This window comes from Paenibacillus sp. NPDC056722, from assembly GCF_042790635.1.
Taxonomy (GTDB): Bacteria; Bacillota; Bacilli; order Paenibacillales; family Paenibacillaceae; genus Paenibacillus_AQ; species Paenibacillus_AQ agri.
In genome coordinates this window covers 434311-449218 of sequence record NZ_JBHTYV010000001.1, presented here as the reverse complement: position 1 = coordinate 449218, position 14908 = coordinate 434311, and the positions used below count along the sequence as shown (strand labels likewise).

Below are 14908 nucleotides of genomic sequence, written 5' to 3'. Positions count from 1 at the left end.
TATAATGTTGTTCCGGGGGTGTATGGTGTGGCTAAACGTAAACAGAAGAAGAAAAAAGCGCTGCTGGGCAGTGTTCTAAAATATGAAATCTATGGAATTATGCTCATCACCATATCTGTCATTGCATTATCCGGAGAGGCTGCAGTGGGACGTTCTCTTTCCAGCCTGGCCGGCTATTTGCTTGGCAGATTTTATTTTGTGCTGCCACTGGTTGGCATATTTTTAGGTCTAATGGTGATGATTCACAGGAGATGGCCATCTACCTGGAACAGTCGCCATACCGGTGTACTGCTTCTTGTAATGTCTATGACCTTGATGAGCACTATTTCTGCGATGGAGCAGAAGCTTGGACCGCTAAATATGCTGCATCCAGGGAATGTGTTCACCCAAATACATAATGACCTTAATGGCTCACTTACTCCTGCAGCTAATAGCAGCAGTGTATATATGCTGGGTAAAGATATCAGTGGAGGATATCTGGGCGGTCTCGAATATGCGACTCTTTTGTGGCTCTTCGGAAGTCTCGGAGCCAAGCTGTTAATGATTGTGATGCTGGCGATCAGCTTCATGTTAATCACCAATCTGTCCTATGTAGAGCTGTTTATGCTGTTGCGTGTTCGTGCGGTTAAGCTTGCTGAGGATCTGCGCAAGCGTGCGGCTAACCGTCCGCAGGCTGTGCCTGTATCGGCCAAGCCTTCCCGGGCCAAAGCTTCTGCTCCGCGTCAAGTTCCTCAAGAGATCGAGGATGACGAGGAGGATGAGCAGCAGCTGCCGAGACGGAAGGCACCGCTGTTGTTCCAGAAGATCTCGCAGTGGACCTCTGGTGCTTCGCGTGAGCAAGGGACGGGAATTCCAGTAAAAGGCGAAGATATTGAATATAATCCTGCTGACGGTCCGATTATCTCAGGGCTATCCTCAGGGGTACCTGTTTCTCCGTATGACGAAGTGGAGGAGGATTTCGACGATGAGGCCTTTGACACACCAATTATTCGTGATTTCTTCCAGCATATCCGTACGGAAGGCTTGAACGACGAGGATCGTGAGGAGTGGAGCGAATTCTCTCCGGCAGCAAGAAACGGTATCAAGACAGGTTTACAGGAGCCGGAAATTATTGCTGATCCCGAGGCAGATGTCAGCGAGACATTCAGAGCTAATGCCGCAGAGGGATCGCCGGGCCTTGCCGAAGTAGAGGGGCTTGTGACCGCGCCAGTTTCGGATATGACCGAAGAGGGAGGAACTCTGCCTGCTTCTCCGCCACCACCACCTCCGAAGCCGTACAAGCTGCCTTCATTCAGGCTCTTGTCGAAACCGAATAATGGCGGCAAAGCTGGAGACCAGAATGATTATATGCAGACAGCCCGCAAGCTGGAAGCTACGCTGGAGAGCTTCGGAGTTCGAGCCAAGGTGTTAGAAGTGGTACGCGGTCCTGCGGTTACGCGTTACGAGATACAGCCGGATATCGGGGTGAAGGTGAGCCGAATCGTAAACCTCACGGATGATATCGCATTGGCTCTGGCGGCTAAGGATATTCGTATGGAGGCACCGATTCCGGGTAAATCTGCGATCGGGATTGAGGTGCCGAATCCGGAAGTATCCGTGGTCACCATGCGCGAGGTCATGGAGACCCAGACCTTCACCGAAGCAGAGTCCAAGCTATCCATTGCCTTTGGACGGGATATTTCCGGACAGACGATTATCGGCAATCTGGCGAAGATGCCCCACTTGCTGGTGGCCGGTGCCACCGGCTCTGGTAAATCGGTTTGTATTAACGGTATTATTACCAGTATTTTATATAAAGCGAAGCCTAATGAAGTTAAGTTCCTGATGGTCGATCCCAAGATGGTGGAACTGAATATTTACAACGGGATACCGCATCTTATGGCTCCGGTTGTCACTGATCCGAAGCGGGCTAGCCTGGCCTTGAAGAAAATTGTAGTGGAGATGGAAAAACGGTATGAGCTGTTTTCCAAATCCGGTACCCGGAACATGGAAGGCTATAACAATCTGATGAAGGACAATCCGGCCGCTGTACTGCCGTATATCGTTGTTATTGTGGACGAGCTTGCCGATCTCATGATGGTAGCCGCGAACGATGTGGAGGATGCCATCTGCCGGCTGGCACAAATGGCCCGGGCGGCGGGAATACACTTGATCATCGCGACCCAGCGTCCTTCAGTGGATGTTATTACTGGTGTGATCAAAGCGAATATTCCATCACGGATCGCCTTTGGCGTATCCTCACAGGTGGATTCGCGGACCATTCTTGATATGGCTGGCGCAGAGAAGCTGCTAGGTCGGGGAGACATGTTGTTTATGCCGATGGGCTCCTCCAAGCCTATTCGCGTTCAGGGAGCCTTTATGAGCGATCAAGAGGTGGAAACGATTGTACATTACGTCAGCAGTCAGGGTGAAGCCACCTATGATGAATCCATTGTGCCTGAGATCGATGATAGCGGAGCCCAAGAGGATGAACCGCAAGATGAATTGTACGACCAAGCGGTACAAATTGTTCTTGAAGCCAAGCAAGCATCCGTATCCCTGCTTCAGCGCCGCATGAGAGTCGGCTACACCCGCGCTGCGCGCTTAATTGACTCTATGGAGGCCCGCGGGGTGATCGGCCCTTACGAGGGCAGCAAGCCGCGTGAGGTGCTGGTCTCGTTGGAACAGTATCAGCATAACCGGATCAGTTCATAACAGAACTGTTGACGCATTGAACAACAACATGAGAAAGCCCGCTCCAGGACAGGATAACCTGTTCTGAAGCGGGCCTTTTTTAACCTTTATAGGAAGCAACGTTGTTACCCTGTTAAGCAAGTTTATTTTACTGTAGCTAGAAGACTGTTCACGATATAGTCAAGCTGGGCATTAAGGGAGTAAATATCATTGTAGTATGACAATCCGAAATCGATTGGGAGCAAATGTCCATTTTTGACCGCTGGAATGCTGTTCCAGAGCGGGTCACTTGTAAGATCAGCCATGCCATTATAGGACGAACGGAAAATATAGTCACCGCTATACTTGGCAAGTACCTCGAACGATATTGATTCCGCTTCTGCACCTGTTGAAACATCAATTTTCTGCTGAATCAATTCAGGTGCTTTCATGCCCAAATATTCGTACACCACCTGTGAACCCCGGCCGAACTGCCTGCTGTTAACAACAGCCATGCTGCGGTCTTTACCGCCTTCCATAATGGACACGGTCTTGTCCAGAATTCCAGCAGCTTGCAGCTTTTGTTTGCTCTCTTCAACCTTTTTATGGAAATCATCGAAGAGGCTTTGGGCTTCATCTTTTTTGCCTACGACTTCACCAATCATAGCCACGCGTTCCTCTGCAGTCATTTTTTCATAAGGGATGAGAACAGTAGGTGCAATTTGGTGCAGTGCCTGGTAAGTCTCTTCGGATGGCACGATGATCAGATCAGGATTGAGATCAAGTACCGCCTCCGGGCTGGCTTCGAACCAGGTACCCAGCTTCTGCACATCTTTAAGTTCATTTTCAAAAGCTGCACCCTCAGATACATCGGAGACGCCAACCGGTTTAATGCCCAGTGCCAGTACATCGCCCAGCAAGTATAGAACGACGATCCGCTGCGGATGAAGGGGCACTTCAATATCGCCCTTAATCGTAGATACGGTGCGGGTCTGTGCTTCAGCAGGCGTATTCTGGTCAGTATTTCCTGAGTCCGCTACAGCCGTGGCAGATGCTGAAGGGGAGGGGGAAGCTGTGTTATTAGCTGGTGCCGGCGAGCAAGCGCCGAGCAGGATGCTGAAGCATAACATCAGCATTAGCAAGAGGGATGGTTTAGTATTTCTGTACATGTGTGACTCTCCTTTTGTTCTATATTGATCATGATTATCATTATCAATATATCGGAGGAAGAGAGGTGAAACAATGTCATTTCGGGCCTGTCCCAATGTCATATCCGGCCATATATGTGGCGCAGAGGCATTATTTTTGAAGCGAACGGGAGAGATTCCGAAATGTTTCTTGAACATTTTTCCAAAAGAATACGCATCTGAATATCCCGTACCGAGTGCGATTTGCTCAAGGGTGGCGTCCGTCTTCAGCAATAGAGTTCGGGCTTGCTTCATGCGGATCTCGGTCAAGTAGCGGGAAGGGCTGCATTGTAGCTGAGCCCGGAACAAGCGGGATAATGTTCTTGGACTGCTGCCGATAGCTTCAGCCAATTGTTCTATACTTAGAGGCTCATGATAATTTTCCTCCATATATCGTATGGCCAGGTTCAGCAAGTCCGGCTTCATAAGCTTGATTCCCTGAACATGGAGCTGCCATGCAAGTTCGTACACCCACTGATAGAAAAGCGTTTTGACTTGAAGCTGCTCCAGCAGACCGCCACTGTCCCAATTGCTTAACATACTCTCTGTCTTTTGATACAACGAGGTCGCGCTTGTTGGTTCAAAGCCGTATTGGCAGTGAAACGGATTATTTTGTTCCATCAGAGCAACCAGTTCCTTACCTGCTGGAAGCGCAAGGATCGCTCTATATAAAATTAAAACATATTCAAATTCAAGTTCGTCCTCCTCAAGAAAAAGCTCAACGAGCGTTCCCTTTCCGCCATGAAGAACATGGGCGTGGTTGAATTGATACGAATGTTTATCCAGCATCACACGGGCTCCGCCGCGTGCTGCGTACAGGAAAGCGCTGGATGGTAAACGATAGGGAGGTGCGTTATCCCCGGCGTTAAGTGTAGTGCGGCGAATATCCATGATTTTAATGTGGGCATGATTCCACAATATTAAATGATCTTTCAGGTGCATGTAGTCTTTTACCCCCAGGTTACTTTATTCCAGTATAGATGATAACCATTCTCATTAGCAACGAATTCCTGACCCTTCTCCATTGCCATGCATAGGAAGAGCTGACAGTCGTCATAATAACTTTAGCCATCCATGCAGAACTTACAAGAGAAAGGTAGAGCGATGCCCTATGAAGAATAAGAAGCTATGGTTACTTGCCGTACTGACCCTTGCTATAACCACCGCCCCTTTTGCAAACAGCATCATGTTCAGTCAAAAGAGCGCCGCAGCACGTAACGTGGAGAGCAACAGCGCTTCTCCTTCCCAAGAGGTGAGCAACTATGAGCAGGAAGCTTTACCGGCTTTTAGCACAACAACTGTTAAATACGGAGCTTCCGGCAAAGATGTATACGAGCTGCAGGGCCGCTTGAAATTCCTGGGTTATTATGCAGGAGCGATAGACAGCCAATTTGGATCTACAACTCTGGAATCTGTGAAGTGGTTTCAGTGGAAATTCGGTATGCCGGCTGATGGTGTTGTAGGTGCCAAAACTAAACTGAAGCTGTATAACGCGACAAAGGACTGGAGGCCAACGGAACCGCCAACCGGTACTGCCTCCAAGGCTCCGAGTGGTGGAGGGGGCGAGGGGAAAGCAGATAATAATTCGAATAATACTGCAGAACTGTCGTCGGGCAACACGATGGGCCTCTCGGAAAATGATCTTAAGATTATGGCGAATGCCGTATACGGGGAATCCCGCGGTGAGCCTTTTGAAGGTCAGGTCGCAGTTGCTGCCGTTATTCTGAACCGTGTGAAGTCACCAAGCTTTCCTAACACGCCGTCCGGTGTAATCTTTCAGCCTGGTGCATTCACAGCCGTAGCCGACGGCCAGATTTATCTGGAGCCGAATGAACAAGCGCGCAAAGCTGTGCAGCAGGCCCTCAATGGCTGGGACCCATCCGGGGGATGTCTGTATTATTTCAACCCGAAGACGGCGACCTCCAAATGGATTTGGACTCGTCCGCAGGTGAAGACCATCGGGCAGCACATCTTTTGTATGTAAAAGAGCACTGACCGCCCGCTAATGCAGGCTTAAGCTGAATAATCCGTAAGAGCAACCGGAGCCTAACCTTCGGTTGCTTCCTTACTTTGGAATGGTTTAGAATGGAAAGTACTTCATAAACATGATGTATAGCATTTATCTACGCCGTAAAGGAGTTTTGGACTTGACTAATAATGGTTTTCAACATGGCAGCGTCGCAGGCATGCGTATTCACGTATTGCCGACGAAGGCGTTCAAGACCTTCGCCATCTCACTTTATGCCGGCGTTCCGCTCAAAGAAGATACCGTAACTCCAACAGCGCTGGTTCCTTTCGTGCTGCGTAGAGGTACGGCCTCCTACCCGGAGACGACTCAGTTCCGTGAGCAGCTGGAAGAGCTGTATGGCGCGGGTTTCGGTTTTGATGTATACAAAAGAGGCGATTACCAGATCGTGCAGTTCCGGATGGATACGATCAATGATTCCTTTGTCCAAAGTAAGGAAAGCCTTCTGGGTGAGTCCTTTGCGTTTCTGGGCGAAGTTTTGACGAAGCCCGCGCTGGAGAACGGAACTTTCCGTCCGTCCTATGTTGCTACAGAGCGGGAAACGGTCCGCAAGAAGCTGGAAGCTATCGTGAACGATAAAATCCGCTATGCGGCTGAACGCTGTATCGAAGAAATGTGCCGCAATGAACCTTACCGCTTGCACCCGCTGGGACAACGCGCTGATCTAGACGGCATTACGCCGGAGAGTCTGTATAAGTCATACAACTCTTGGCTGGATGGAGCGATCCTGGATCTTTATGTGGTAGGAGATACGACCCCGGAAGAGGTAGAGAAGCTGGTTAAGCGTCATTTCGGCCGTAGCGATGCTGCTGTCGCAGCGTATTCTTCCAATTTCACTCCGGTATCCGTAAGTGAAGTCCGTACGATAGAGGAGAAGCTGGATGTCAGTCAAGGCAAGCTGAATATGGGGTTGCGCACTTCAATTACTTATAAGGACGATACTTATGCGTCAGCCTTGATGTATAACGGGATTTTGGGCGGCTACCCGCATTCCAAGCTCTTCGTTAATGTGCGTGAGAAGGAGAGTCTCGCTTATTACGCTTCTTCCCGTTATGACGGACATAAAGGGATCGGAACGATTCAGTCCGGTATTGAGATTCAGAATTACAGCAAAGCGGTAGATATTATCCGCCAACAGCTTGACGAGCTGAAACGCGGTAACATTAGCGATCTGGAACTGAATCAGACCAAAGCAATGATTCGCAATTTGCTCTCGGAGATTCAGGATTCCGCTTTTGAGCTGATTTCATTTGATTTTAACCGCCAGTTTTCCGGAAAAGACCGGTCTGCGCAGGAACTGCTGACGCAAGTGGAACAAATCGGATCTGGCGATGTTAAGGCCGCTGCGGAATCGTTCCAACTCGACACGATTTATTTCCTGACAGGGCAGAAGGAGGAATAGCGGTGGAACAGTTACGTTACGACAAGCTTCAAGAGACATTGTATCATGAGGTGATGGACAATGGACTGCAGGTGTATGTACTGCCTAAGCCAGGGTTCCGTAAAACCTACGCGACATTTGCCACTAAATACGGATCGGTGGATAATCATTTCCGGGTAGCCGGCGGGGAAGAAACCACGGTTCCTGATGGGATTGCCCACTTTTTGGAGCATAAAATGTTCGAGGAGCCGGAAGGCGATATTTTTGCTACCTTTGCCTCCAACGGTGCTTCCGCGAACGCATTTACAAGCTTTGACCAGACGGTCTATTTGTTCTCGGCAACGGAGAATATCGAGACTAACCTCAGCACTTTAGTTGATTTTGTGCAGCGGCCTTATTTCACAGATGAGAACGTGGAGAAGGAAAAAGGCATCATCGGACAGGAAATCAATATGTACGCTGACAATCCGGACTGGCGCGTCTATTTTGGCCTTATAGAAGCCATGTATGACAAGCATCCGGTTCATATTGATATCGCCGGGACCATTGATTCTATCTCAACCATTACAAAAGAGACATTGTATACGTGCTACAATTCGTTTTACCATCCGAGCAATATGTTGTTGTTCGTCGTAGGTGGTGTTGAGCCTGAGAAAGTTTTCGAGCTCATCCGCAGCAATCAAGCGGGGAAATCTTATGATATACAGGGCGATATTGAACGCATCTTTGAAAAAGAACCGGAGCAGGTAGCCACCAAGCGCAAAGAGAGCAAACTGGCTGTCTCCATGCCGAAGTGCCTGTTCGGTTTCAAAGAGAAGGAACTCGGTCTTACTGGTGAAGCTGCTGTTCGGCGAGATTTGACAACCAAGCTGATGCTGGATCTGCTGCTGGGCAGCAGTACGGCATTGTACCAGAAGCTGTATGACGAGGAATTGATCTCCGACAGCTTTGGTCATGAGTTCAACAGCTCGCCGCAATATGCATTCTCTGCTATCGGCGGCGATACGAAGGACCCTGATTTGCTGCTCAAGCGGATCAAGGAAGAGATTGAACCGTTGCTGCAATCCGGGTTTGCCGAGAAGGATTTTGAGCGGGCACGTAAAAAGAAAATCGGCGGCTATCTCCGTATGCTGAATTCTCCGGAAAATATTGCTCATGAATTCACCCGCTACCAGTTCCGTGGTGGAGATCTCTTTGAAGTGCTTCCGCTGTATGAATCCATCACATTGGATGAAGTCAATGCACGTCTGCGCAGTCACGTAGATTGGGAACAGCTGGCGGTTTCGCTGGTGGTGAGCCCTTAATGCCGTTTCAGGGAGAGAACAGCAAGCCGATTGGAGAAATGACTGTGCTTATTACCGGCGGAAGCGGGGGAATCGGCGGCGCTATTGCCGAACGCTTTGCATCGGTGGGCATGAATATTGTAATCCATTATATGAACTCTCATGAAGCGGCGAATGACGTTGCCCGCCGCTGCATGGCCCTGGGGGCAAGAGTTATGACAGTGACTGCGGACGTCAAAGACCGCAGTCAGCTTTTGCGTATGGCAGAAAGACTGGAGAGCTGCGGACTTCAGCCAGACATCCTCGTTAACAATGCCGGCAAAGCTCATTACGGGATGCTGGCAGACCTTTCCGAAGAGGAATGGGAAGAGATTATGGCGGTTAATTTGAAGGGGACTTTCCTCTGTAGTCAAATTTTTATGCCGTATATGGTATCACAGCGTTTTGGACGAATTATCAATGTGTCCTCCGTGTGGGGGATTTCCGGTGCCTCCTGTGAGGTGGCCTACTCGGCCAGCAAAGGCGGGATCAATGCTTTCACCAAGGCGCTGGCCAAAGAGCTGGCGCCTTCCGGTGTCACGGTGAATGCTGTGGCGCCAGGAGCGGTGGATACGGCGATGCTAGCCAATCTGGAGAAGGAAGAGGTACGCATGCTGGAGGAAGAAATTCCTGTTGGACGGCTTGGCGCGCCTGATGAAATCGCTTCGCTGGTGTATTTTCTGGCGCTACCTGAATCCGGGTATATTACAGGACAAGTTATCAGCCCGAACGGGGGCTGGATTACCTAAAAGTCTCGGGCTTGGAGAAAAGCTCCAGCATAAGAACTTTGCATCCGAGACATATTATTACTGTTGATTTTAAATCTCACGCAAGACGGCGGTTCTTTCGCGTTAAACGAAGGGACTGACCGTAACCATGAAGGAGGATTTAAGATGTCAACAGAGAATACGGTAATCAAAAACTTCGATACCTGGAAAAAATTTCTGGGTGAACGGGTCGTTCAGGCCGAGAAGATCGGGATGAGTGAAGATACCATCTCCAAGCTGGCTTTTGAAATCGGGGAATTCCTCGACAACAAGGTAGATCCAGCGAACTCTTCGAACCGGGCGATCAAAGAGCTGTGGGATGTCGGCAATGACGAAGAGAAGCAAACAATTGCTAAACTCATGGTCAGACTGGCGAAAAAACACGCATAAGCTCGCGGAAAAAGCTCCCCTCGGGGAGCTTTTCTGTAATTATTACAGTACTGACCTTGCCTTTCATTTTTTTTTTATATATCATTAACATGACCCGTGTAATGCAGCACCTTGTCGATTCAGAGGTTTTTTTGACGTCTGGACAGGTGCAGGGAAAAGGAATCTATGAGGTGTACAAGTGGAACATAAACAGTGGTATATGGAATATAAGATACATAAGAACAGACCTGGTCTGCTCGGTGATATCGCTTCTATGCTCGGGATGCTGGAAGTCAACATTATTACGATTAACGGTGTAGAAGGCAAGACTCGGGGGATGCTGCTCGAGACGAACGATGAAGAGAAGATAATGCTGATGGGCGAGATGCTCAAGAAGGTTGATAATATTACCGTTACGGCTTTGCGTCCTCCACGGCTCGTGGACAAGCTGGCTGTTCGGCATGGACGATATATAGATCGGGATTCGGATGACCGCAAGACGTTCAGGTTTACGAGGGATGAGCTGGGGCTTCTGGTGGATTTTCTCGGAGAGCTGTTTAAGCGTGAAGGCAATCAAGTAATAGGACTGCGTGGGATGCCTCGTGTAGGCAAGACGGAGTCCATTATTGCTGGGAGCGTCTGTGCGATGAAGAGATGGACCTTTGTGTCTTCGACACTATTACGGCAGACCGTGCGCAGCCAACTTGCAGAGGATGAGATGAACCCTCATAATGTGTTTATTATTGACGGTATCGTCAGTACGATCCGTTCCAATGAGAAGCATTACAATCTGCTGCAGAACGTGATGAGCATGCCGAGTACGAAGGTTATTGAGCATCCGGATATTTTTGTGCGTGAATCGGAGTACAGCTTTGATGATTTTGATATCATTATTGAACTGCGAAATTCTCCTACTGAGGAGATTTTGTACGAGACATTCACCGGAAGCTACAATGAGGACCTATAAACATGAGAGAACAAGGAGGTGATGGTATGTCGGAACTGGGCCGGCAATTGAAGGAGGCGCGCCTGCAAAAAGGTATGAGTCTTGACGATGTCCAGGAAGTTACGAAGATCAGAAAGAAATATTTGGAAGCCATCGAGGCGGGGGATTATAAGGTGCTCCCTGGAAGTTTTTATGTCCGGGCGTTCATCAAAACTTATGCGGAAGCAGTTGGGGTTAACCCTGACGAGCTGCTAGAGGAGCATGGCAATGTACCAGCACCTCCAGTGGAAACCACCCCAATGGAAACGGTCATTCAAAAGCGCAGCCGCAGACCTGAGACGGAACGCAACGCCAAGTGGTTGCCGACGCTATTAATGTGGACTTTTCCAGTCCTGATTATTGTTGTCATCTATATGTACGCATCTAATCTGAATAAAGGCGAAAGCAATCAGGTGGATCCGACTAAGGTAACGGATGCTCAGCAGGACCCGGCGACGGCTCAGACTCCACCGCCGGCAGCGGGCAATACAGCGAAGCCTACGGCCACCGAGGGCACTACCAGCGTGGAACCTACGCCAGAGCCTACATTGCAGCCTACCCCTTCGCCAACGCCGCCTCCACAGGCTGTTACGGTCACTGAGGATCGCAAATCAGGCAAGAGCACAGTCTTTAAGGTATCTGCACCTCCAGGAAGTGCGGTGCAGGTGAAGATTGCAGCTAACGGAGTCAGCTGGCTTGAAGTCTACAAAGGCTCTAACTCCAAGGGTGAGAAGCTTTCCTTCGGCAATACTGCTGCGGGAGATAATATGACATTTACACTTGATAGCACAGGAATGTACATCAAATCCGGCTATTCGCCAGCAACAATTATTACGGTCAATGGTCAACAGGTGACAGACGGTAAGTCTTCGTCCCGCATTTTGCTTGAGCTGGATGAAGCATCCGGCAGTAATGGTTCTGCGAACAGCGGTACAACGGATAGCGGTGCAACGGATAGCGGTGCAACGAATTCGGAAACCACTTCAACGCAGTAAACGGCAGGAATGCATAGGCTTTGGCTTTATGGGGAACATAAGAAGGATTTACAGTTCTCACGCCAAAGCGAGGTGTATTCTATCATGACTGTCAGCTGGATTGTAGCAGGGCTAGGTGTAATCGTTACGCTCCTGGGATATTACCTGACACCAAATGCCTGGGGTTATGGAATCCTCGGGTTCGGACTGGCGCATATTGTGCTGGGGATTCTGGACATGTTTCGGTCACCTTCCCGCAGCAGATAGGTCCTGCACTCAGGGAATCAAGCGTCTCCCGAGCCTTCGATGCCTCCGGGAGGCGTGTTTTTGTAGGGAATGGCAAAGCTCCACACTGTGGGGCTGTTTTGCATGTCGGGTCATTGTTTTCTTCCATAATTAGACTTGGACAAATCTTTCTCATATAATAATAAAAGAATAAATGTAAGCAAAGGACGTGAAGTAATGGCTTCGGAAAGTTCGTTTGACATTGTATCAAAAATGGACATGCAGGAATTAACCAATGCTGTTCATCAGACAGAGAAGGAAATCGATAATCGGTTTGACTTCAAAAACAGCAAAAGCAGTTTGAAACTTGAGAAAGATGCGCTTATTATTTCCTCTGAGGATGAATATAAGCTGAACGCTGTCATCGACATTTTGCAGTCCAAGATGGTGAAGCGCGGCATTACTCTCAAGAACCTGGATTTCGGAAAGGTAGAGCCTGCGTCACTGGGAACAGTACGTCAACGCCTGGGCCTGAAGCAGGGGATTGATCAGGATAACGCGAAGAAGATCAATATTCTGATTCGTGATTCCAAGCTGAAGGTGAAGAGCCAAATCCAGGGTGATCAAATCCGGGTAACTGGTAAAAGCCGTGATGATCTGCAACAAATCATCCAAATTCTGCGCAAAGCTGATTTGCCGCTCGATTTGCAGTTTAACAATTTAAAGTAAGATACCTGTGCCCCGCTGTGCTGTACCAGCACGCAAGCTTGCGGGGTGCTTTCTGTTTTTGGAAGAGCGGGTATAAACATCCCGGATTCGCATCATCATAACAAGACGGGTAATGGTTACTTTTGTGGCTCAATTTACATATGGATATTGCAGCAGTTTTTTTGAATAGATAGAGAGAGTAGAATCCAGCCAACTGTCCATGATGTCCACAGCATTCCAGGGATAAATGAGATGGGGCAGCCGCTATTGCCTGCGGCCGTTTTATGGCTATAATATACTTGCGTAAGAAATGGTTAGAACAAGATTTGGATGATTGATTAGGGGAGGAACTTCAGTGAATTTGCCCAACCGCATCACGCTTGCTCGTATTTGTCTTATCCCTATTATGATGTTTTTTTTGCTGGTGGATTACAGCTTCTATCCGGAGCCGCTACACTGGGGCTCATTCCAGCTTTCTGTTAACCATCTGGTAGCGGCGGTGATTTTCTTGCTGGCAGCTAGCACGGATGGAATAGATGGCTATATCGCCCGAAAATATAATATGGTCACTAATCTTGGTAAGCTGCTTGATCCGCTCGCGGATAAGCTGCTGGTTACCGCTGTGCTTATTTCGCTAGTGGAGCTGGGCAGATGCGATTCCTGGATCGCCATTGTCATTATTAGCCGCGAATTTGCAGTCACTGGGCTTCGTCAGGTTGCACTGCTGGAAGGCAAGGTAGTAGCTGCCAGCAAATGGGGCAAGATCAAGACGATTGTTCAAATTGTCGCCATCTCACTGCTGCTGCTTAACAATTTCCCGTTTCAGTTCATCAGCATTCCGGTCGACGATATTGCTATCTGGGCCGCAACGTTGATCACCATCTATTCGGGGATCGATTATTTTATCAAGAACAAGGATTTGCTACAGCTCCATAAAGCATAATAATCGAACGGTTCACTCTATATAATCAGGAGGCTTCAGCCCGTTATGAAAGCAGAAATCATCGCAGTCGGCACTGAGCTTTTGCTCGGCCAGATCGTCAACAGCAACGCCCAGTTCTTATCAACGGAGCTTGCTGCGCTAGGAATCGATGTTTATTTTCAGACGGTAGTCGGAGACAATAGCAACCGCCTGCAGCAAGCGATCGAAATTGCCCGGAGCCGTGCGGATCTGATCCTCTTCACCGGCGGTATCGGCCCCACCGAAGACGATCTTACCAAAGACGCTCTGGCTGCGGCGCTGGGTCGTGGTTTGCATATCGATACCTTGGCCATGGATCATGTACAGCGCTTTTTTGACGCACGTAAGGTCGTAATGACAGAGAACAACCGCAAGCAAGCTTTGATTATTGAAGGCACAACTCCACTTCCCAATGAGATTGGCTTGGCCGTGGGCGTAGCTCTGGCGCATGAGGATAAGTATTATATTGTTCTGCCTGGACCTCCGCGTGAGATGAAGCCAATGTTCACGGACAAGGCCAAACCATGGCTACTGCAGCATGCGCTGACGGACGAAATGCCGATTTACTCGAAAATGCTCAAGTTTGCCGGTATCGGTGAATCCTTGCTGGAGGACAAGCTGATTGATTTGATCCGCAATCAGACGGATCCAACGATTGCTCCCTATGCCAAGGAGGGCGAGGTGACGGTCCGCATTTCCACCAAGGCCCCTTCAGAGCATGACGCGCTGAAGAAGCTGGATGTTCTGGAAAAGCAGATCAAGGATATCCTTCCGGAACATATGTATGCGAACATTGACGTACCTCTGGAACAATTGATTGTGGACTGGATGGCGGATGCAGGGCTGACTTTGAGTGCGGCGGAGAGCTGCACTGGCGGCCTGCTGATGGAAAGCATTACGAATATTCCCGGCAGCGCGTCGATGTTCGCCGGTGGCATCGTTTGTTATTCTAACGATATCAAGAAGAAGCTCCTGAACGTACCGAGTGATTTTCTGGAGGGCACCAATGCTCCGGGCGCCGTTAGCCGTGAGGTTGCTGAGGTGCTGGCCGAGCAGGTGAGAATGATTGCGGACAGCGATTTCGGACTGTCGGTTACCGGCGTTGCCGGACCGGGTTATTCTGAACGCAAGCCGGTGGGACTCGTCTTTATCGGAATTGCCGAGCGGAACCGCCAGACTGAAGTGTATGAGCTGAATCTGCAGGGTACACGCGAGAATATCCGGCTGCGTTCGGTAAAAGCACTGCTGTATCGTCTCTGGCGCAGGCTGGAGGAGCGGCAGGTGGAGACTCCGCTGGAAGGCTCCGACTTGTAATCTCTTTGGAAGACGTTGTATAATTGACACATACGGA

General features: G+C 49.3%; 13 protein-coding genes. 12 read left to right on the top strand and 1 reads right to left on the bottom strand.

What is annotated here, in order from left to right:
* Positions 1-27: 27 nt before the first annotated feature.
* Positions 28-2694, top strand: a complete 2667-nt coding sequence (locus ACFRAM_RS02135; RefSeq protein WP_379464342.1) for an FtsK/SpoIIIE family DNA translocase — start codon at positions 28-30, stop codon at positions 2692-2694.
* Between the two features lie 122 nt (positions 2695-2816).
* Here the strand turns inward: ACFRAM_RS02135 and ACFRAM_RS02130 are convergent, their stop codons facing one another.
* Positions 2817-4781, bottom strand: coding sequence for an ABC transporter substrate-binding protein (locus ACFRAM_RS02130; RefSeq protein ID WP_379464341.1), 1965 nt, complete (start codon positions 4779-4781; stop codon positions 2817-2819).
* 169 nt (positions 4782-4950) lie between these two features.
* On the opposite strand from ACFRAM_RS02130, the gene sleB reads away from it, so the two are divergent.
* The 11 genes from sleB (at position 4951) to ACFRAM_RS02075 (ending at position 14871) form a co-directional block, all read left to right on the top strand.
* A complete protein-coding gene (sleB, locus tag ACFRAM_RS02125; protein WP_379464340.1) occupies positions 4951-5823 on the top strand; it encodes a spore cortex-lytic enzyme in 873 nt (290 codons plus the stop codon).
* Positions 5824-6025: 202 nt separating this feature from the next.
* A complete protein-coding gene (gene yfmF, locus ACFRAM_RS02120) occupies positions 6026-7267 on the top strand; it encodes an EF-P 5-aminopentanol modification-associated protein YfmF (protein WP_379464738.1) in 1242 nt (413 codons plus the stop codon).
* Positions 7268-7269: 2 nt separating this feature from the next.
* Complete coding sequence (gene yfmH, locus ACFRAM_RS02115; RefSeq protein ID WP_379464339.1) at positions 7270-8550, top strand: EF-P 5-aminopentanol modification-associated protein YfmH; 1281 nt, start codon at positions 7270-7272, stop codon at positions 8548-8550.
* A complete protein-coding gene (gene ymfI, locus ACFRAM_RS02110) occupies positions 8550-9317 on the top strand; it encodes an elongation factor P 5-aminopentanone reductase (protein WP_379464338.1) in 768 nt (255 codons plus the stop codon). The genes yfmH and ymfI overlap by 1 nt, the downstream gene beginning before the upstream one ends.
* Before the next feature lie 144 nt (positions 9318-9461).
* A complete protein-coding gene (locus tag ACFRAM_RS02105) occupies positions 9462-9725 on the top strand; it encodes a DUF3243 domain-containing protein (RefSeq protein WP_175371893.1) in 264 nt (87 codons plus the stop codon).
* Positions 9726-9903: 178 nt separating this feature from the next.
* Positions 9904-10671 (top strand): DUF3388 domain-containing protein, encoded by a 768-nt coding sequence (locus tag ACFRAM_RS02100; protein WP_066361996.1) that lies wholly within the window; start codon positions 9904-9906, stop codon positions 10669-10671.
* Between the two features lie 26 nt (positions 10672-10697).
* The gene (locus ACFRAM_RS02095; protein WP_379464337.1) at positions 10698-11684 is read left to right on the top strand and encodes a RodZ domain-containing protein; all 987 of its coding nucleotides are present in this window, start codon (positions 10698-10700) and stop codon (positions 11682-11684) included.
* An 84-nt stretch (positions 11685-11768) separates the two neighbouring features.
* The gene (locus ACFRAM_RS02090; RefSeq protein WP_175371890.1) at positions 11769-11930 is read left to right on the top strand and encodes a hypothetical protein; all 162 of its coding nucleotides are present in this window, start codon (positions 11769-11771) and stop codon (positions 11928-11930) included.
* A gap of 195 nt (positions 11931-12125) precedes the next feature.
* Positions 12126-12617 carry a YajQ family cyclic di-GMP-binding protein gene (locus ACFRAM_RS02085; protein WP_066361986.1) on the top strand — a complete coding sequence of 164 codons (492 nt, stop codon included), beginning with the start codon at positions 12126-12128 and terminating at the stop codon, positions 12615-12617.
* A gap of 334 nt (positions 12618-12951) precedes the next feature.
* The gene (gene pgsA, locus ACFRAM_RS02080; protein WP_175371889.1) at positions 12952-13539 is read left to right on the top strand and encodes a CDP-diacylglycerol--glycerol-3-phosphate 3-phosphatidyltransferase; all 588 of its coding nucleotides are present in this window, start codon (positions 12952-12954) and stop codon (positions 13537-13539) included.
* A 45-nt stretch (positions 13540-13584) separates the two neighbouring features.
* On the top strand, positions 13585-14871 hold the full coding sequence (locus tag ACFRAM_RS02075; RefSeq protein ID WP_379464336.1) for a competence/damage-inducible protein A: 1287 nt from the start codon (positions 13585-13587) through the stop codon (positions 14869-14871).
* Positions 14872-14908: the final 37 nt, after the last annotated feature.

Bases quoted from the DNA above. Each gene is read 5' to 3' on its own strand.
- ACFRAM_RS02130 (WP_379464341.1), bottom strand. From the start codon at position 4,781: ATGCACCTGAAAGATCATTTAATATTGTGGAATCATGCCCACATTAAA.
- sleB (WP_379464340.1), top strand. From the start codon at position 4,951: ATGAAGAATAAGAAGCTATGGTTACTTGCCGTACTGACCCTTGCTATA.
- yfmF (WP_379464738.1), top strand. From the start codon at position 6,026: ATGCGTATTCACGTATTGCCGACGAAGGCGTTCAAGACCTTCGCCATC.
- ymfI (WP_379464338.1), top strand. From the start codon at position 8,550: ATGCCGTTTCAGGGAGAGAACAGCAAGCCGATTGGAGAAATGACTGTG.
- ACFRAM_RS02105 (WP_175371893.1), top strand. From the start codon at position 9,462: ATGTCAACAGAGAATACGGTAATCAAAAACTTCGATACCTGGAAAAAA.
- ACFRAM_RS02095 (WP_379464337.1), top strand. From the start codon at position 10,698: ATGTCGGAACTGGGCCGGCAATTGAAGGAGGCGCGCCTGCAAAAAGGT.
- ACFRAM_RS02090 (WP_175371890.1), top strand. From the start codon at position 11,769: ATGACTGTCAGCTGGATTGTAGCAGGGCTAGGTGTAATCGTTACGCTC.
- ACFRAM_RS02085 (WP_066361986.1), top strand. From the start codon at position 12,126: ATGGCTTCGGAAAGTTCGTTTGACATTGTATCAAAAATGGACATGCAG.
- ACFRAM_RS02075 (WP_379464336.1), top strand. From the start codon at position 13,585: ATGAAAGCAGAAATCATCGCAGTCGGCACTGAGCTTTTGCTCGGCCAG.